The organism is Flavobacterium sp. CHNK8 (assembly GCF_019774515.1).
Taxonomy (GTDB): Bacteria; Bacteroidota; Bacteroidia; order Flavobacteriales; family Flavobacteriaceae; genus Flavobacterium; species Flavobacterium tiangeerense.
In genome coordinates this window covers 1843061-1863453 of sequence record NZ_CP081492.1, presented here as the reverse complement: position 1 = coordinate 1863453, position 20393 = coordinate 1843061, and the positions used below count along the sequence as shown (strand labels likewise).

Here is a 20393-nt window from a genome sequence, read left to right as displayed (position 1 = left end):
ATTAATGTACGCACCTTTGTAAAGTACTAATACAACAACTTTACATTGGAAACTTCTCATAAAGATATTCATAAACAATCCTATTTATTTTTTAGCGAAAGTAAACTTATACAACAACTGTTTTTTGTTGGGATGCTTTTAATTTGTACCACCGTTTTTGTTTCGCCTCCAATTGCTTTAGGATTAGGATTGATTGTGGCTAATGTATTTGGGCATCCTTTTTTAGCATGGAATCAAAAAGCTACTAATTACTTGTTGCAATTTTCAGTTGTTGGTCTAGGTTTTGGTATGAATGTTCAAAGCGCAATGGCTGCAGGAAAGGAAGGCTTTTTATTTACCATTATTTCAATTGTCAGTACATTGATTTTAGGAACTTTGTTGGGTAAATGGTTTAAAGTTGAAAGTAAAACATCTCATTTAATTTCTTGTGGAACAGCAATTTGTGGTGGAAGTGCTATAGCAGCAATTTCACCCGTTATTAAATCTGACGAAAAACAAACCTCGGTAGCGTTAGGAGTGATATTCATACTAAATTCGGTTGCTTTATTTCTATTTCCAGCTATCGGTCATTATTTTAAAGTATCTCAAAGTGATTTTGGAATGTGGTGTGCCATCGCTATACATGATACTAGCTCCGTTATTGGAGCAGCTAGTAAATATGGTCCTGAGGCTTTACAAATTGCGACAACCGTAAAATTAGCACGGGCATTGTGGATTATTCCAGTTGCTTTATTCACGGCTTTTATTTTTAAAAACAAATCGGGTAAAGTGAAAATTCCATATTTTATCGGATTCTTTATTTTGGCGCTAGTTGCCAATACATATTTGCCACAAGTGCAGATTTTTGCACCGCAATTGGTTTCCATTTCTAAAATAGGACTCACGATTACCTTATTTTTGATTGGAGCAGGTTTAAATAGAAAGGTTTTAAAATCAGTTGGATTTAGACCACTTGTTCAAGGAATAACACTTTGGGTTTGTATTGCGAGTTTTACTTTTATATGGATTGTCTTGTTTTGAATTTAAAAATAAGCATCTAGCTAATCATTATATTTTAGTCAAATTTTTTTAGAAATGATTTAACATAATCTCAAAATGTTTTTCTTTATTATCACAAATTAATGAAATACATTTGCTTTTCTAAAAAAATAACATTTAATGAAAAATTTTAAATTTAAATCTACATTTATTGCATTATCGTCAGTTGGAGTTGCGTTTTTTTTAATTTCATGGGGCGTAATTGGTCATGAGCGTATCAACCGAGCAGCTGTAATGGCATTGCCTAAACCACTGCAGACTTTCTTTTACAATCATATTGATTTTATTACTCAGGAATCAACAGTTCCAGATTTAAGACGCAATGTTTTGAATGATAAAATGGAACCACCACGTCATTATTTTGATATGGAAAACTTTGGTGATGCAGCTTCTTTTCCTAAAACAATGGAAGAAGCTAAAGCAAAATATGACGAAAAGTTTTTAACCAAAAATGGAATCTTACCTTGGCATATTCAGGATTTAATGGTGAAATTAACAAAGGCTTTCAAAGAAAAGAGAAAAAACGAAATCCTTTTTATTGCGGGTGATTTAGGGCATTACATAGCAGATGGTCACATGCCATTACATACATCTGACAATCATGACGGTCAAAATACAAATCAAAAAGGAATTCATTCTTTGTGGGAAAGCCGCTTACCAGAGTTGTTTGCTAAGGATTATAAGTTCAACGTTCCACAAGGTGTGTATTTAGAAAATGTGGAGAAAGCAACTTGGGATTTGATTTTTGATACACACAGCTTAGTAGAGCCGTTATTAGCGATTGATAAAAAATTAAGAACAGCAACACCCGAAAACAAAATTTTTGTTACTGATGCAGCTGGTGAAATTGTAAAAAATAAATACGGAGGTACCATGTATTCTGATGAATATGCAAAACAATTGCATGCTGATATGAACGGAATGGTTGAAAAGCAAATGCGAAAAGCTATAACTGTTACAGCTAGTTTTTGGTATACGGCTTGGGTAAATGCAGGAAAACCTGATTTGAGTGGTCTAGATACTCCAGAATTGACTAAAAGAAATAGCAAATTGCTAAAAAAAGACATGAAAACGTACTTGAAAGGAAATCTTTTTGGTTTAACAAGCGATAAAGAATAAGCTGTATTAATTTAAAAATGAAGCGGGTGAAACATAAGTCTCACCCGCTTTTTTTTGTTAATTTATTTTTTGATATTTTTTATTCTTTAGGATATCAGATGCCGATTGGTAATAGGAAATGGTTTCTTTAACAAGATCGGTTCTCTCGTTTTTTAAGGGAACTTGATCGTAATAAATTTGAAAAATTGGATCCACTTTTTGGTCTGTTTTTAAATGCAACTCAAATTGTTTAACCCTCTGTTTTGGTGAAATAATGGTTAGAACGTTATCTTTAATTAATCCTAAATCTTGATACGTAGCAATCAAAGCTCTTGGTTTATAGTCTGCTTTTAGTACGTCTTGTCCATAAAATTTACTTTGGTAATCAAAATTTAGAAGTCCAAATACCGTAGGCATAACGTCTATTTGTGACATTAGGTTAGTGTATTGAGCTGGTGCAATAAAACCAGGACTGTAAATCATAGCTGGAATACGGTATTTATCAACCGGTAATTCTGTTTTTCCTGCACTTGATGCACAATGATCAGCTACAATCACAAAAACGGTGTTGCTAAACCATGGCTGTTTTTGTGCCATTGCAAAAAATTTGCGCATAGCATAATCCGTATACTTCACGCCGCCATCACGAGATTTAGCATCGCCAGGAATGTCGATTTTACCATTCGGATACGTAAATGGCCTGTGATTGCTAACAGTCATGATGTGGTTGAAAAATGGTTGCCTTGTTTTTGCTTCTTGATTCATAATTTTAATAGCCTTGTGATACATATCATCGTCACAAACACCCCAAATATTAGCAAAAGTGATTTCGCTAGGTTCAAATGTTTTTTTATCTACAATGTCATAGCCATTGCCTGTGAAAAAATCCTCCATATTATCAAAAAAAGCATCACCTCCATACATGAATTTAACTGCATATCCCTTTTGCTTGAAAATGCTCCCTGTTGAAAATTTATTTTTATTGTCTTCGCGCTTCACAACACTTTCGCCTGCAGTAGGAGGAAAGCATAGGGTTACGGCTTCAAGGCCTCTTACGGTTCTATTTCCAGCCGCATAAAGATTGGTGAAAACCAAACTTTTTGTCGCCAAACTATCTAAAAAGGGAGTAATACCATTTTCGTTACCATACATTTTCATAAATTCAGCACTGTAACTTTCAATCGTGATTAAAACAACATTTTTATTTTGTTCAGCAGCTACATTTTGAATGTCTCGTAAAGAGCTATTGTCTGTAATATTTGGAATTTGTTGTTTTAGCTGAGAAAATGCTTCTTGAGTTGGTATCGTTTTATAAAATTTGAAGTAATCCAATTCGCTGTGTACAAAAGCAAAATAAAATTTATAAATGCCGTTGGCTTGTAGCTCATTCGCAAATACATTTCTCGAATTTTCTTTCGTCGATAAATAAGGCAAAGCAAGCAATGCAACACCAAAAAGGAAGAGATAGATTCCTGATATTTTAATTTTTTGTGTAAAAGTGGGAATGTTTTCTATATAACTTTTTGTTTTTTGGACAATGAAATACGTAATGATACCTGCTAATGCAATCAAAGTTGAAAACAATGGAATAACGGGATAAGACTCCATGATGTTTCCTATTACTTCATTAGTATAAATTAAATAATTGACTGCAATAAAATTGTAGCGAACACCAAATTCATTCCAAAAGAAATATTCACTGATACCATTTTGCAAAATCAACAGAACATATAGTAAAATAACAAAAGAGAACAACCAAAACCGAATAGCATTGCGATATTTCGGTAGGAAAAGTAAAAGGCCAAAAAGGAGCGTTTTTATAGAAAGAAAACCAATTGCAATTTTTGGTAACGCGCTACCATATTCGTTCAAAATAGTATTACCAAAAGCTACGTAGCAAAGTAGTACCACAAAGAACCCTAAAATTACATATCCGTATGGGGAATAGTATTTCGCATTTGATATAAATAAAAGGTAAAGCCATAAAAATAAACTTAAGAGCACAAAAATTAATGCATCCGATAGAAATCCTAAAATGAATATTGAAAAAGTTTCAATAACAGTAAAGGATGTTTGAGTAATTGGATGAAAAAATAAAATCAACCGGACTATAAAGCTAATACTGACAAAAAACAATACTAAATAGTTGAAAGGCGACGTTATCTTAAAAAGCTTCATATTTTATTTTTTATCGTAAAAGTAACTTTTATTAATGTAGTATTATTTTAAGATTTGCTTAATGTTAGTAATAAGATTAATATTAACTTAAGAATAGCCGTTAGACAAACTAGTAATCAATAAAATAAATAATTTTACAAAGAATTCAAATTCAAGTTCAAATGAAAAAATGCAGTATTGTTTTATTCCTTATGATAGGAACAATAGGTTTTTCTCAAAGCTGGAAAACATCTTTTACAGAAGCGAAAGTTCAAGCAGCCGCCGAAAATAAAAACATACTTTTAGTTTTCTCAGGATCGGATTGGTGTGCTCCTTGTATAAAATTAGACAAAACCATTTGGCAATCTGAAGAGTTTAAAAGAGAATCTGCTCAAAAATGGGTGATTTACAAAGCTGATTTTCCAAAGAAAAAAGCCAATTTATTACCAGCAGAGTTAACGGAAAGCAATAAAAAGTTAGCTGATCAATACAACAAAGCAGGGAATTTTCCGCTAGTACTTTTATTAAATCCTGCAGGTTCAGTATTAGGAATTAGTGGTTATAAGAACGTGAGTCCACAAGAGTATATTAAATTGATTCATTCTTTCGAACAAAAATGAAAAAAATAGTCTTCTTAATAGTAGTTATTTGTAGTCTTTCGGCACATTCACAAATCATTCACAAACGCAAGTTGTTTATGTTAGGGAGCCCGTTTGAGGTTACTGCTGTTGCAAAAGATACAATTGTTGCCAACGAATATATTGATTTGGCTATAGCTGAATCAAAACGAATTGAGAATTTAATCTCAGATTGGATTCCCACTACTCAAATTTCTCAAGTCAATAAAAATGCGGGCATAAAACCTGTTAAAGTCGATGCTGAAGTTTTTGAATTGGTCGAAAGAGCTATAAAAATTTCGAAGTTAACTAATGGAGCTTTTGATATTTCTTATGCTTCTATGGATAAAATTTGGAAGTTTGATGGGTCGATGAAAGTAATGCCTACTGAAGAAGCAATCAAACAATCAGTATCGAAAATTGGCTATCAAAACATCATATTAGATCCTAAAGAGCAGACTATTTTTCTGAAATTTGAAGGAATGAAATTAGGATTAGGAGGAATAGGACAAGGATACATAGCCGATAAGATAAAAAGTTTATTATTTTCTAAAGGATGTTTGTCAGGAATCATAAATGTTTCGGGAGATATCAATGCATGGGGAAAGCAACCTGACGGGAAACCTTGGACAGTGGGAATTGTAAACCCCGTAAATAAAAATAAAATTTTCGCCACTTTTCCACTCACCGATAGCGCGGTGGAGACTTCAGGAAGCTACGAGAAATTTGTTGTTTTTAATGGCAAAAGATACTCACACATCATTGATCCAAGAACGGGATATCCAGCTACGGGAATTGTAAGTGTGTCTGTATTTGCAAAGCAAACAGAAATTGCAGATGCTTTAGCTACGGGAATTTTTGTGCTAGGAGTAGACGTTGGTTTGGATTTAGTCAATCAAATCAAAGGAATAGAATGCATTATTGTAGATGATAAAGGTAAAATTCATTCATCAAAAGGAATAGATGCAAAAAATACAATCAATTAAAAAGTAGTTCAATGATAAAGAAATTAGGATTAATACTAGTAGGATTGTTTGTTTTGCAATCTTGTAGTGCTGTAAAGGAATATGAAAAAGAAAAAATTAACGATCCTGATATGAAACTATCAGCGAGAATGGCAGAGCGTTACGAAACTTCTTTTCAAATATACCGTGAAGCTTCAGCTGGAGCCAATGGCGGTAAATCGGGTGGTGGTTGTGGTTGTAATTAACATTGCAAATATTTGACTTTAATAGCAATTCAATTAAAATGAAGATAAAAATTATAGCACTCTTGCTAATTGTAACAGCAACTGCATTTGCACAAGATACAACCAAGGAACCTGTATTTAAAAAGCGCGTATTAGAAACTACCGAAGTTGATTTTTTGGCAAGTTATTATACGCAAAATGGCTCAAGATCCGCTGTTTCGGGAGGACTTGGTTCTGAAAAACTTTCTGATGTCGCTTCAAATATTGTAGTGGCAATGCCATTAAACGATGACGATGTTTTGACTATTGATTTGGGTATTTCGGCATATTCGTCAGCTTCCTCTAGTAATATAAATCCTTATGACGCTGCAAATAGCACGCCTTGGCAAGCTTCTTCAGGTGCGTCACAAAGCGATCAGCTTACATCAATTGTTGCTAATTACAGCCATAGTAGTGACTCACGAGATGTTATTTGGAACGGAGATGTGTCTTTTTCTAATGAGTATGATTACACTTCTGTTGGGGTAGGTGGTGGAGTAGCACGTTTGTTCAATGAAAAAAACACAGAACTTAGCGTAAAAGTTAATGCGTATTTAGACCAATGGAGACCTATTTACCCTAAAGAGTTATCAGATTTTGATAGTAATGGAAATGGGTTTTTAAATCAAGGTATTTTTAATGGTAGAACTATTTGGGATCAAAATGGACAAGCATCGACAGCTTATTTACCAAGTGCTTTCAAGCCAGTTACGGCAGTAAATAGGAATTCATTTTCCGCTTCATTTGGATTTTCACAGGTTTTGACCAAGAAATTACAAGTTTCTTTTTTCTTTGACCTGTTGCAACAACAAGGACTTTTATCTTCACCATATCATAGAATGTATTTTGCTGATAAAGCAAATTTTTATGTAGGACAGCCTCAATATATTGCTAATTACACCAATGAAAGCAACAAAGGAGCCTATCAATTAGCCGATGATATAGAGCGATTGCCTGATACTCGTTTTAAACTTCCAATTGGAGCACGATTGAATTATTATGTAAATGAACGTGTTGCTTTGCGAACCTATTACCGCTATTATTCAGATAATTGGGACATACAATCGCATACAGCGAGTATTGAAGTTCCAGTAAAACTGACGGAGAAGTTTACGGTATTCCCAATGTACAGGTATTATACACAAACTCAGTCTAAGTATTATGCTCCTTACGAAACCCATTTGTCAACTGAAAAATTTTATACCTCAGATGCTGATTTAGCTACTTTCGATGCCAATCAATATGGTTTTGGGGTTAATTATACAGATATTTTTACAGCTGCTAAAGTTTGGAAATTTGGATTGAAAAATATTGATTTTAGATTCAATCATTATAAACGAAGTGACAATCTAACAGCCGATATTGCAACTGTTGCATTTAAATTTATAATGCAATAAAGCTTAATTTTACAAAAAAAAAACATGCACTTATTAATTGTTGAGGATGAGGCAGGAATTGTTCAGTTTTTGCAACAAGGATTAGAGGAGGAAGGGTATACTGTAAGCAGCGCTGCTGATGGCGTTATTGCATTTGAAATAATTCAAAAGGAAAACTTTGACCTCATTTTATTAGATTGGATGTTGCCAAAAATGACAGGTTTAGAACTCTGTAAAGCCATTCGGTTGAAAAACAATACAACACCTATTATTTTTTTAACTGCTAGAGATACGGTTCAAGAAACCATTGAAGGTTTGAAAGCAGGAGCCAACGATTATATTAAAAAACCATTTAGTTTTGACGAATTATTAGAACGAATTAAGATCCATTTTAGGAATCAAGGTGAGATTACAAAACTCACATTGGGAAGCATAACAATTGATATTGCCCAACATAAGGTAGTAGTAAACGATACGGAGGTAGCTTTTACACAACGCGAATTTGAGCTTCTGACTTACTTAATTAAAAATAAAGGTAAAGTTTGTACCAGAACACAAATTATTGAAGATGTTTGGGACATTCATTTTGAATATGACACTGGTGTTATTGATGTTTTTATGAATGCTATTCGTAAAAAATTGAATTTAAAAAATGAACAAGACAATATAAAAACTGTCCGAGGAGTAGGCTATATTGCTAATGATTAAATAAAAATGCAACAACTTTCATTTAAAAATAGAATTGCTTTCAATTATATTGTCACCACTGCTTTATTGATTTTTGTGGTGTTTTGTATAATATATTCTATTGTAAGATTTAGTGTGTACAGTCATGTCAATACTGATATTAATAGCGAAGCGGACAAACATATAAGTGAAATTGAAATCGTTGGTAATTCATTTCATTTGATTCACAAAGAGGAGTGGAAGGAGCGCGAACACAATACACTTGATGTGAATCCCGTTTTTATTCAATTTATAGATCAAAATGGAAAATTAATAGAAAAATCACCGAATCTTAAAAAAATTACTTTGTCTTTTAATTCAAAGTATGGTGCAAATGTACTTTTTGACACCACTTTAGCCAATAGTGCCATCAGGCAAATACAAGTTCCTATTTACAATAAATCTAAAATTATTGGATATTTAATCGTTGCTATGTCTCTTGAGGATTCAACAATGGTACTCGAAAATATATCTGAAGTATTGATTATTACTTATCCCATAATTTTAATTGTACTTTTTTTTCTAGCTCGTTTTATTGCTGGTCGATTTATAAAGCCCATCAGTTCTATTATAACAACCTCCAATGATATAACAAAAGACAATCTATCATCGCGTATATCGCTACCTCCACAGCAGGATGAATTGTATGTTTTATCACAAACAATCAATAATTTGTTAGACCGCATTGAAACCGCTGTAGAACGAGAAAAACAATTCACTTCTGATGCATCGCACGAACTCAGAACACCGTTAACTGTGATTAAAGGAACACTTGAAGTGTTGATAAGAAAACCTAGAGAGCATGCTGAATATACTGAGAAAATAAACTTTTGTGTTCATGAAGTAAACCGCTTGAATAATTTAGTAGATCAATTGTTATTGCTGGCACGATTTGAAAATCAAAAGCAGACGATAAAAACAGAAAAAGTATACTTAAATGCCTTATTTTTAGATACTATTTCTCGATTTTCATCGATCATTCAAAGCAAGAAAATCAATGTTAGTACCAATTTTGCTGCGGAACATTACACAGAAACAGATGGTTATTTATTTTCGATAGTAATTAATAATTTAATTTCGAACGCTTTAAAATATTCAAATCAATTCGGAAGCTTAACAATAGTTTTGAAAGAAGTTAACAATATAATTGAATGCCAAATTAGTGATACCGGGATAGGAATTCCTGCTGAAGATGTGGATAAAATTTTTAATCAATTTTACAGATCTCAATCCAGTAGTCATCCCGAAATTAAAGGTACTGGTTTAGGACTTTCTATTGTAAAAAGATTATGTACTTTACTCAACATTGATATTGAAATTGCTAGTCAAGAAAATAAAGGAACCACTATTATTTTAAGATTATTTGAAGCATAACTTAAGTAGTTCTTAAGGAATTTGTTATCTTTCAACCTTACTTTTGGGGTATAAAAAAGATCAATAATGCTTGAAAAAATAATTGCTTTCAGTTTAAAAAACAAACTCATTGTTTTACTATTCACAATCGGAATTTTTGGATTTGGTCTCTTTTCTGTTTTCCAAATTTCAATCGGTGCTGTTCCAGATGTGACCAATAACCAAGTACAGGTAATTACAACTTCACGTAACCTTTCTACACAAGACATTGAACAATTTATCACTTATCCGGTTGAAATAGAAATGGCTAATTTGCCTGGAGTAAAGGAAATTCGATCGATTTCGAAATTTGGTTTATCTGTTGTTACCATTGTTTTTGATGAAAATCTAGGAACGTATCTTCCACGACAACTTATCGCAGAGAAAATTAAAACAGCCTCCGAAAAAATTCCGCAAGGTTTTGGAACACCAGAAATGGGTCCAATTACTACAGGACTTGGCGAAATCTACCAATACACTTTAGAAGTAAAACCAGAATTTAAAAACAATTATTCTGTAACAGATTTACGCACCATTCAGGATTGGGTAGTAAAACGCCAGTTATCTGGAATTAAAGGTGTTGTAGAGATTAATACTTGGGGTGGTTTTTTAAAACAATATGAAATTGCAATTAGTCCATCGAGTTTAAAAGCCATGAATATTTCGACCGCTGATGTTTTCACCGCTCTCGAAAAAAACAACAGTATTGCGGGTGGTGCCTATATTGAAAAAGTGAATCAAAGTTATTTCATCAGAGGTGAAGGAAAAGTAAATTCATTGGAAGATATTGGCAATATTGTAGTCCAAAACAATAATGGTTTGCCTGTATACATCAAGAATGTAGCGCAAATTAGTTACGGTCATGCCAACCGTTTTGGTGCCATCACTGGCAATGGCGAAGGTGAAAAAGTTTTGGGACAAGTAATGATGCTCAAAGGCGGAAACTCTAAACAAGTTATTGATGATGTTAAGAACAGAGTTGCCGAAATCCAAAAATCACTGCCTGAAGGGGTTTACATAAACGGATTTTTAGAACGAAGTGAATTAGTAGGAAAAACAACTTTTACCGTTGCCGAAAACTTGATTTTAGGATGCTTAATCGTTATTTTTGTTGTGGTGCTATTGCTAGGAAACTGGCGTTCTGGCTTGGTAGTGGCCTCTGTAATTCCGTTGTGTTTGTTGTTTGCTATTTCGTTCATGAATATATTTGGTATCGATGCCAATTTGATGAGTCTAGGAGCGATAGATTTTGGAATTATCATCGATGGTGCTGTTATTATTGTTGAATTTATTGCCTTTCAAATAGCTAGTAAATCCGCTCATTTAGGGAATCTTAGTAAGGAAGAACGCCAGCTAGAGATTGATCAAATCACCTATAAAAGCGCTTCCAAAATGATGAATTCGGCTATTTTTGGCCAGTTGATTATTCTGATTGTTTTTATTCCAATTCTGTCCTTATCTGGAATCGAAGGTAAGATGTTCAAACCAATGGCAATGACGTTTAGTTTTGCTTTATTAGGCGCCATGATTTTTTGTTTTACTTACGTTCCTGTCGTTTCTTCATTGTTTTTGAAACCAAAAGAGGAAAATCCAAACTCTATTTCAAATAAGTTAATTCATAAGTTGAATTCGTGGTATTTGCCTATTATTAGTTGGGCTATAGCCAATACCAAAAAGGTTTTATATGGTGCTCTTGGTTTATTATTGCTGGCTGCAGGCTTATTTGCAACGATGGGAGGAGAATTTATTCCCACATTAGATGAGGGTGATTTTGTGATTCAGCCCGTTTTAAAAACAGGAACGTCATTGACTAAGACGATTGCAATAACTACAAAAATTGAAAAAATAATCCTTAAAAATTTTCCAGAAGTTACACAGGTTGTCAGTAGAATTGGTGCTGCCGAAGTGCCTACAGATCCCATGTCTATGGAAGAAAGCGATGTCATTGTGAAATTGAAACCCAAATCAGAATGGACTTCGGCTGCTACCAAAGATGAATTGGCAGATAAAATAAAAGAAGCTTTAGAAAATCAAATTCCGAATATGGAAATCGAATTTACGCAGCCGATAGAAATGCGTTTCAACGAATTAATTTCGGGAACCCGATCTGATGTAGCGGTTAAAGTTTTTGGCGAAGACTTGGGTATTTTGGCTCAAAAAGCAGAGGAAATTAAAAATGCAATTGCAAAAGTAGAAGGTGCTTCGGATATTATCATCGAAAAAACGAAAGGTTTACCGCAAATGTCCGTAGTTTATGATCGTTCTAAAATTGCCCGTTACGGATTGAATATTGCCGATTTGAACGAAATGATTGCCCTTGGCTTTGCCGGAAAAACCGTTGGAACTGTTTTTGAAGGCGAAAAACGTTTTGATATGGTCGTGCGTTTGGATCAAACCAACCGACAAGACATTGAGGATTTACGTAATTTGTATGTATCAACTCCAAATGCCGGACAAATTCCATTGCGTGAACTGGCTTCTATTGAATATACTGAAGGTCCTGCGAAAATTTCTAGAGATAATACCAATAGGAGAATTGTAGTGGGAATCAACGTTAGGAATCGTGATTTACAGAGTGTAGTTACCGATATTCAGAAAATTGTTGAAAACAAAATCAAATTACCATCAGGCTATTACGTGAAATATGGTGGACAATTTGAAAATTTACAAAGCGCTAAAGCCCGATTGATGATAGCAGTTCCTATCGCTTTATTTTTGATTTTTATCCTTTTGTATTTTGCATTTGGCTCCGTGAAAGAGGCGTTAATGGTCTATTCAGCGATTCCTTTGTCAGCAGTGGGCGGCGTTTTGTTTTTATGGATACGTGATTTGCCGTTTAGTATTTCGGCAGGCGTTGGATTCATCGCGCTTTTCGGAATTGCCGTATTGAACGGAATTGTCCTAATCGAACATTTTAAAGAACTCAAACACCAAGGCATGAAAGATATCGATGCATTAATTTTAAAAGGAACCACCGATAGATTACGTCCGGTTTTATTAACCGCTGCGGCTGCTGCATTAGGATTTTTACCTATGGCAATTTCATCTTCTGCAGGAGCCGAAGTGCAGCGGCCCTTAGCAACGGTTGTTATTGGCGGTTTGTTTACGGCAACTATTTTAACGATGATTGTATTGCCTATTTTATACAAAGTTTTTGAGAATCAGTCTTTCAAAAAAGCGAAACTAAAGAAAACTCAAAATGCAACTTTTATCATTATGCTAATGCTGAGTTCTTCATTTGCTTTTTCACAAAATACTAATCCAGAATTAGATAGTTTATTGTCGAAAGCAATGCAAAACAATAAAGGTATTAAAGCGGCTCAATTGCAAGTGGATAAAACAAAAGCCAACATTAAAACGGCTAATACTTTTGATAAAACCAATATTTATTATAGTTACGATCAAAATAATTTGGCACTCAATAACGAACCTTTACGAGTATTTGGTGTACAGCAACGTTTTTCTTTTCCAACGGTGTACGGAGCGCAGAAAAAAGTATTTTCTTCTGAATATGAAAGGGAAAAAGCCAATTTTGATATTCAAAAAAACAAACTTTCTTTAGCTGTTTCTAAATCGTATCAGCATATCGTTTATTTGCAACATCAAGAAAAACTGTATCAGTATTTAGATAGTTTGTACCAAAATTTCTCTAAAGCAAGCGACAGACGTTTTGAATTAGGAGAAACCAACTATCTGGAAAAAATTACGGCTCAAGCTAAATTCAGACAAATAAGAACCAAGCTTTCGCAAATTGAGAATGACAAAAAAGCACAATACGAGCTGTTGCAATCTTTGCTTCAAAGTGATGAAATAATAAAAATAAATAGTAATTCAATTACGCCTCTAAATACTTTTATTGATGCAACAAGTAAATTATTTTATACTGCTTATTTAGAAAGTGTTACTAAAAATTATAAAAACCAGATAGAGCTGCAAAAACAACATTGGCTACCGGATATTAACTTGGATTATTTTCAAGGAAGAAATAACGGTTTATCACAGTCGTTGTATGGTTTTCAAGTTGGTTTAGCAGTACCGATTTTATTCTCGGGACAAGTTGCTAAAAGTAAAGTCGCACAGCTAGAATTACAAAGTTGGGAGCTACAAAAACAAAATGAAGAAGTAAAAATAGAAAAGTACATTAATCAAAAAAAGAACGAATTAGCCAAACATCAAGAAGCCATAAATTATTACAATACGTATGGCAAAAAATTATCGGATGAGATTATTAAAGTAGGGAATAACAGTTATAAACACGGTGAGATCGATTTTTTCCAATACATCCAAAGTCTAGAAAATGCCACAACAATTCAAGTGGATTACTTAGATACTATCTTACAATTCAACCAAACCCAATTAGATTTACAATACCTAAATTTTTAAAATACAACTAATGAAAAAATCTCTCTATATAATTGCTTTATCCTTTGTTTTATTTTCTTGTAAAGAATCGAAAAAGGAAGAATCAGAACCAAAAGATAACGGATTAATTACAGTATCTGCAACCCAATTCAAAACCTCAGGAATGGAGATCGGGAGTCCAGCAGAACAGGATTTTGAAGTAACAGTAAAAGCATCTGGAAAAATTGATGTGCCGCCACAAAACCGAGCCAAAGTAAACACTTTTATGGGTGGTTACGTAAAATCGACGACGCTTTTGGTAGGAAATAAAGTAACTAAAGGACAAGCTTTATTAACGCTACAAAATACCGAATTTTTAGATATTCAAAAAGAATATATGGAAGTTGCAGAGCAACTTAATTTCTTGAAATCAGAATATGACCGCCAAAAAACCTTGTACGATGAGAAAATTACTTCGCAAAAAAACTACTTAAAAGCCGAAAGCGACTATAAAAGAGCCAAAGCAATGCATCAAAGTTTACGTGCTAAATTGGTGCTTTTGAACATTAACCCTCGAAATGTTGAAAGAGGAATTTTGACTTCAACAATTACTATTTTTTCTCCAATAACGGGTGATATTGTGATTATGAATGCCAATGTAGGTATGTATGTAGCACCTTCGGATGTGATTTTAGAAATTGTCGATACTGATCACTTGCATTTAGAATTAGCCGTTTTTGAAAAAGATATTTTGAATGTAAAAATTGGCCAAAAAATACATTTTAAAGTTCCTGAAGCATCCAAAGAAGTTTTTAATGCCGAAGTACATTTGGTAGGAAAATCTATTGAAGGAAATGACAGAACGATTAATATTCATGGACATTTAGACGATGTTATAAAGCAAAAACTGTTGACAGGCATGTTTGTAGAATCTGAAATAATTATCGATTCTAAAAAAGGTTTAGCGATTCCTGCTGAAGCATTGGTGACAGAAAATAATAAAAATTTTGTACTTTTAGTCAAGAATGAAAAAAACGGGTATTCGTTCCAGAAAGTAAGTGTAACTATTGGATCGAAGTCTGAAAAGTTTGTCGAAATACTGCCAAATGCTGCAATATCTGCTTCATCAAGACTATTAACAAAAGGAGTTTTTGATTTGGTTAATTAATAAAAAATGAAATAATGGACTTGAATAAACTTAAAGATCAATTGCAAACAGAGGTTGATACCGCCTTTTTGTACGATAGTATTGCTGCCATTCAGTCTGATGAAAATCTTTCGAGAGTTTTACTAAGCTTAGGCGAAATCGAGAAAGGACATGCAAAACACATGTTAGATAAAGTTCGTACCATAGAACCCAATTTCAACATGCCTATGCCATCAGGTAGAGCCAAATTTCAATTGAAGTTGGGTAAAATTTTTGGATACAGTTCGATAATTAGCTCCTTATCTTCAATAGAAAAACAGTTTGCCGAAAATTGGGTTCGAAATAAAATTAAAACTGGTGAAAAACCAACCGGGTTTGAGCACAATCACCTAAATATCATTGAAGCTGTAAATAATAATGCTGCTCTAAATGTTTCTGGGGGGCTGCTGTCTAAATTTGAAAGCAGGCATAAATCCGTAGGAGGAAATGCCTTACGAGCGGCAGTTTTAGGTTCTAATGATGGATTGGTTTCTAATATGAGTTTGGTCATGGGAGTTGCCGGAGCAGCCGTTTCTAATGATACGATATTGTTAACCGGAATTGCAGGACTTTTGGCTGGTGCGATATCAATGGCGTTGGGCGAATGGCTTTCGGTACAAAGTTCCAGAGAATTAAACCAACGCCAAATTGATTTGGAAACCGAAGAATTAGAAGCTTCTCCCGAAGAAGAAAAAAAAGAATTGGTTTTATTGTATCAAGCCAAAGGGATGAATGCAGTCGAAGCACAAAAATTAGCTGACAAAGCTTTTGAAAATCCACAAACAGCGATTGATGCCATTATCACGGAGGAATTAGGAATTGACAAAGAAGAGTTAGGAGGATCAGCTTGGGAAGCAGCTATAGCATCGTTTGTATTATTTGCTATCGGAGCAATTATTCCATTGTATCCATTTATGATTTTAGATGGAAAAAATGCCATTTTATTAAGTGTCGGAAGCAGTGTCGTTGGGCTTTTTGGGATAGGAGCAGCCATAACTTTGTTAACGGGAAAAAGCATTTTATTTTCAGGATTCAGACAAGTGGCTTTCGGTCTGTTAGCTGCAGCAGTTACCTACGGAATTGGTTCGTTAATTGGCGTATCCTTGGCAGGATAAAATTCTAAAAAAATCACATATTATTAACAAATACTAACTAAAACTATAAAATTATGAATGATGCACACTTACACCTAGTTGTAAACCACTTTCCTATTATTGGAACAATCCTTGGACTCGGAATTTTAATCGCTGGAATAGTGCTTAATAACAAATCCGTTCAAAATACAGCTTATGTATTATTTATTATTTCAGCTGTTTTTGGCTTTTTTAGCATGTCTACCGGCGAAGGAGCAGAGGAAATGGTGGAAGATTTCGCTGGAATTGGAAAAGCAATTATTCATGAACACGAGGAAATGGCTGAAAAATTAGCAATTGTTTTGTATGCACTGGCAATTACATCATTGTTTGGTCTCTATTCTAATTTGAAAAACAAACCAAAAGCGAAGCTAGTTTCATATATTGCTACAGTAGTTGCAATCATTGCCGTGTTTTTTGCGCAGCAAACGGGTACAACAGGAGGTGAAGTTCGTCATACTGAAATTAGAACCGATAGTGCCGCTGTAGACAATAACATAGAGAAAATAACCCCTGCTAATGAGGAGGAAAAGGAATAAAAAAAGTATTTTAACAAAAAAACAATATTAAGTTAAAGTATTAATTGCTTTTTAATTAAAAAAGACTTTATCTTTGCAAAGAAAAATAAAACACATGTTTACAATACAATTACATCATCATCATTTTCATTATTGCTCTCAAGCGATGTGTTAATGATATGCATGTAAATCATCATATTTAAAAACCCGTTTGAGTACATCAAACGGGTTTTTTATTACCTCAAATTGTACTCAAACATTATCATTCTAAAAAAACAAAAAACAAAAAAATGAGTACATTAAAAATTGCAATTCAAAAATCAGGTCGTTTAAACGAGGACAGCATTCAAATTCTAAAAGATGCTGGTATCTCCATTGATAACGGAATCGACCAATTAAAAGCCGAAGCCTCTAACTTTCCTCTTGAAGTTCTTTACTTAAGAAATTCAGATATTCCACAATATTTAATGGATGGCGTAGTAGATATCGCCATTGTTGGGGATAATTTATTGGTTGAAAAAGGCGGAAATATTGAAGTTATTCAAAAATTAGGGTTTTCAAAATGCAAAGTATCTGTTGCTGTGCCTAAATCTTTTCAATACAAATCTGTAAAAGATCTTGACGGAATGCGCATTGCTACATCGTATCCTAAAACGGTATTGGATTTCTTTAATTCTAAAGGTGTTACGGTTGACATTCACCAAATTTCAGGTTCGGTTGAAATTGCTCCAAACATTGGTCTTGCTGATGCTATTGTAGATATTGTATCCAGCGGAAGTACATTGTTTAAAAATAATTTAAAAGAAGTTGAAGTTATATTTAAAAGTGAAGCAGTTTTAGCTGTTTCTCCAAAAGTAAGTCCAGAATCTCAAAAAATTATCGACACGTTGAAATTCAGAATCGAGTCGGTTTTGAGAGCTAGAAAGTCAAAATACATTTTGATGAACGTTCCTAATGATAAGATTGAAGCAGTTGGTAAAATTTTACCGGTATTACGTAGTTTAACCGTTTTACCATTGGCACAAGAAGGTTGGAGCAGTGTACACTCTGTAATTGATAAAGATACTTTTTGGGATGTTATCGATCAGTTGAAAGAGGCTGGAGCCGAAGGTATCTTGGTATGCCCAATTGAAAAAATGGTCTTGTAAAGACTTTAGTGTATAACTTATTTTAGTAAAAAATTCATTGCGAACTTTGCGAAAACCTTTGTGAACTTTGCGGTTAAAAATAATACAATGAACAAAATATACAATCCAAAACCAGAAACGTGGTCTAGTATTTTAGAACGACCTACAAAAACGGTAGATGATATTGAAGCTACTGTAAAAGAAATTTTCAAAGAGGTACAGAAAAAAGGGGATGAGGCTGTGACCAAATATACCTCGCTTTTTGATGGCGTTACAGTAGGCACAATGATTGTTACTGAAGCTGAAATTCAAGAGGCTATCTCAGCAGTACCGCAAGAGTTAAAAGAAGCAATTGCTTTGTCAAAGGCTAATATTACGGCTTTTCACCGTGCTCAAAAAACAGAGCGTGTTGCTGTTGAGACCGTAATTGGCGTTTCATGCTGGCAAGAAAAAAGACCTATTCAAAAGGTAGGTTTGTATATTCCGGGAGGAACAGCGCCCTTGTTTTCAACAGTGTTGATGCTTGCTGTTCCTGCTAAAATTGCAGGTTGTAAAGAAATTGTTTTATGCTCTCCACCTGATAAAAATGGGCAAATTAATCCTGCCATCTTATTTGCAGCACATTTGTGCGGAGTTACAAAAATTTTAAAAGTAGGAGGCATTCAGGCTATTGCAGGATTAACATTTGGTACAGAAACGATTCCTAAAGTATATAAAATCTTTGGGCCTGGAAATCAATTTGTAACCGTTGCAAAACAGTTGGCTACACAATTTGGCGTAGCAATCGATATGCCAGCAGGCCCCTCAGAATTACTGATTGTTGCTGATGATTCAGCGGTTCCCGCTTTCGTAGCATCCGATTTATTATCGCAAGCAGAACATGGAGCAGACAGTCAGGTTATTTTAGTTTCAACATCTAAAAAACTGATTGATGCCGTTGAAGATGAAATTCAGCTTCAAATAGAGCAATTACCACGTAAAGAAATTGCCGAAAAAGCTATCGCCAACTCCAAATTAATTTTTGTCGAAAATGATGAAATTGCTTTGGATTTAATAAACGAATACGGACCAGAACACTTTATTGTATGCACCGCCAACGATAATTTTTATATTGACGAAATAGAAAATGCAGGTTCTATTTTTATAGGAAATTATACCCCAGAGAGCGCAGGCGATTACGCATCTGGTACCAATCATACTTTGCCTACAAACGGGTACGCAAAAAACTATAGTGGTGTAAATTTAGATAGTTTTACAAAAGCAATGACGTTCCAAAAAATTTCTGAAAAAGGAATTCAAAATATTGGTAAAGCTATTGAAATCATGGCCGATGCCGAAGGTTTACAAGCTCACAAAAACGCAGTTACACTACGATTAAAAGCAATAGAAAATGGAAAATAATTTTGATATCAATAATTTGGTTCGGGAAAATGTAAAAAACATGAAGCCCTATTCATCTGCTCGAGATGAATTTGAGGATTTTGATACTGCCGAAATGATATTTTTGGATGCCAATGAAAATCCGTTTGAAAATGGAGTAAATAGATATCCAGATCCACAGCAAGCGAATGTAAAAGAGGTTTTGGCAAAGCAAAAAGTTGTCAAATCAAATCAGATTTTATTAGGAAACGGAAGCGATGAAGTACTTGATTTACTTTTTAGAGCTTTTTGTGAACCAAAAATAGACAACATAATTACATTGCCACCAACGTACGGAATGTATGGTGTTTTGGCCAATTTGAACGCAGTAGAAAATAGAGAAGTTCTTTTAACCGAAGATTTTCAGCCAGAGATTGAAAAAATCATGGAAGCGGTTGACGCCAATACCAAAATGATATTTTTATGTTCGCCAAACAACCCAACGGGGAATTCGTTTTCTGACGAGAGTGTAGCGTATCTTTTGCAAAACTTTAAAGGGTTAGTGGTTATTGATGAAGCCTATATTGATTTTTCTAAAAAGGACAGTTGGATTAATGAATTAGATGAATATCCTAATTTGATCATTACGCAAACGCTTTCAAAAGCATATGGTTTAGCTGGAATCCGATTGGGAGTTTGTTACGGGTCTGCAACAGTAATTTCGGTTTTGAATAAAATAAAACCACCATATAATGTAAACGAACTTACTCAAAAAAGAGCTTTAGAGCGATTAGAAAATATAGATATTATTAAATCTGAAGTAGATTCAATAATAGAGCAAAGAGAAGAGTTGCTTAAAGTTTTACTTGATGTAAAATTTGTTCAAAAAATCTATCCAACAGAGGCTAATTTTATCTTAGTAAAAGTAGATGATGCTAATAAAAGATACGCTGAATTAATTGCAAAAGGAATTGTAATTCGAAATAGAACTACACAAGCACTTTGCGAAAATACGTTACGTTTGACAGTAGGAACAGAACAAGAAAATAAAAAATTAATTGAGGTGTTAAAACAACTTTAAACCTTAAACTTTAAAC

Annotated in this window: 16 protein-coding genes; 15 read left to right on the top strand and 1 reads right to left on the bottom strand. The window is 33.9% G+C overall.

From position 1 onward, the window contains the following. Positions 1 to 132 precede the first annotated feature (132 nt). Both K5V07_RS07880 and K5V07_RS07875 read left to right on the top strand, forming a co-directional pair. A complete protein-coding gene (locus K5V07_RS07880; protein WP_221918160.1) occupies positions 133 to 1020 on the top strand; it encodes a YeiH family protein in 888 nt (295 codons plus the stop codon). 138 nt (positions 1021 to 1158) lie between these two features. Next, entirely contained in the window at positions 1159 to 2157 is a 999-nt protein-coding gene (locus tag K5V07_RS07875; RefSeq protein WP_221917035.1) for a zinc dependent phospholipase C family protein, read from the top strand. A 57-nt stretch (positions 2158 to 2214) separates the two neighbouring features. On the opposite strand, the gene K5V07_RS07870 is transcribed toward K5V07_RS07875, so the two are convergent. Beyond that, positions 2215 to 4314, bottom strand: a complete 2100-nt coding sequence (locus tag K5V07_RS07870) for an LTA synthase family protein (RefSeq protein WP_221917034.1) — start codon at positions 4312 to 4314, stop codon at positions 2215 to 2217. Between the two features lie 161 nt (positions 4315 to 4475). On the opposite strand from K5V07_RS07870, the gene K5V07_RS07865 reads away from it, so the two are divergent. From K5V07_RS07865 to hisC, 13 genes are all read left to right on the top strand, one after another. After that, positions 4476 to 4913 (top strand): thioredoxin family protein, encoded by a 438-nt coding sequence (locus K5V07_RS07865; RefSeq protein WP_221917033.1) that lies wholly within the window; start codon positions 4476 to 4478, stop codon positions 4911 to 4913. Then, on the top strand, positions 4910 to 5896 hold the full coding sequence (locus K5V07_RS07860; RefSeq protein WP_221917032.1) for an FAD:protein FMN transferase: 987 nt from the start codon (positions 4910 to 4912) through the stop codon (positions 5894 to 5896). Before K5V07_RS07865 ends, K5V07_RS07860 begins: the two co-directional genes overlap by 4 nt. 11 nt (positions 5897 to 5907) lie before the next feature. Continuing rightward, entirely contained in the window at positions 5908 to 6120 is a 213-nt protein-coding gene (locus K5V07_RS07855; protein WP_144890877.1) for a DUF4266 domain-containing protein, read from the top strand. 38 nt (positions 6121 to 6158) lie between these two features. Continuing rightward, positions 6159 to 7535: a DUF3570 domain-containing protein gene (locus tag K5V07_RS07850; RefSeq protein WP_221917031.1), complete on the top strand. Its 1377-nt coding sequence runs from the start codon at positions 6159 to 6161 to the stop codon at positions 7533 to 7535. A 24-nt stretch (positions 7536 to 7559) separates the two neighbouring features. Further along, complete coding sequence (locus K5V07_RS07845) at positions 7560 to 8222, top strand: response regulator transcription factor (RefSeq protein ID WP_221917030.1); 663 nt, start codon at positions 7560 to 7562, stop codon at positions 8220 to 8222. 6 nt (positions 8223 to 8228) lie between these two features. Beyond that, the gene (locus tag K5V07_RS07840; protein ID WP_221917029.1) at positions 8229 to 9614 is read left to right on the top strand and encodes a HAMP domain-containing sensor histidine kinase; all 1386 of its coding nucleotides are present in this window, start codon (positions 8229 to 8231) and stop codon (positions 9612 to 9614) included. 66 nt (positions 9615 to 9680) lie between these two features. Continuing rightward, entirely contained in the window at positions 9681 to 14015 is a 4335-nt protein-coding gene (locus K5V07_RS07835; protein ID WP_221917028.1) for a CusA/CzcA family heavy metal efflux RND transporter, read from the top strand. 10 nt (positions 14016 to 14025) lie between these two features. Next, positions 14026 to 15141, top strand: coding sequence for an efflux RND transporter periplasmic adaptor subunit (locus K5V07_RS07830; RefSeq protein WP_221917027.1), 1116 nt, complete (start codon positions 14026 to 14028; stop codon positions 15139 to 15141). A 14-nt stretch (positions 15142 to 15155) separates the two neighbouring features. Further along, positions 15156 to 16274, top strand: a complete 1119-nt coding sequence (locus tag K5V07_RS07825; RefSeq protein ID WP_221917026.1) for a VIT1/CCC1 transporter family protein — start codon at positions 15156 to 15158, stop codon at positions 16272 to 16274. A gap of 53 nt (positions 16275 to 16327) precedes the next feature. Then, positions 16328 to 16831, top strand: a complete 504-nt coding sequence (locus K5V07_RS07820; RefSeq protein ID WP_221917025.1) for a hypothetical protein — start codon at positions 16328 to 16330, stop codon at positions 16829 to 16831. Between the two features lie 269 nt (positions 16832 to 17100). Next, entirely contained in the window at positions 17101 to 17958 is an 858-nt protein-coding gene (hisG, locus tag K5V07_RS07815) for an ATP phosphoribosyltransferase (protein WP_144890860.1), read from the top strand. An 87-nt stretch (positions 17959 to 18045) separates the two neighbouring features. After that, positions 18046 to 19338, top strand: coding sequence for a histidinol dehydrogenase (gene hisD / locus K5V07_RS07810; RefSeq protein WP_221917024.1), 1293 nt, complete (start codon positions 18046 to 18048; stop codon positions 19336 to 19338). Then, entirely contained in the window at positions 19328 to 20377 is a 1050-nt protein-coding gene (hisC, locus tag K5V07_RS07805) for a histidinol-phosphate transaminase (RefSeq protein ID WP_221917023.1), read from the top strand. Before hisD ends, hisC begins: the two co-directional genes overlap by 11 nt. The last annotated feature ends 16 nt before the right edge of the window (positions 20378 to 20393 follow it).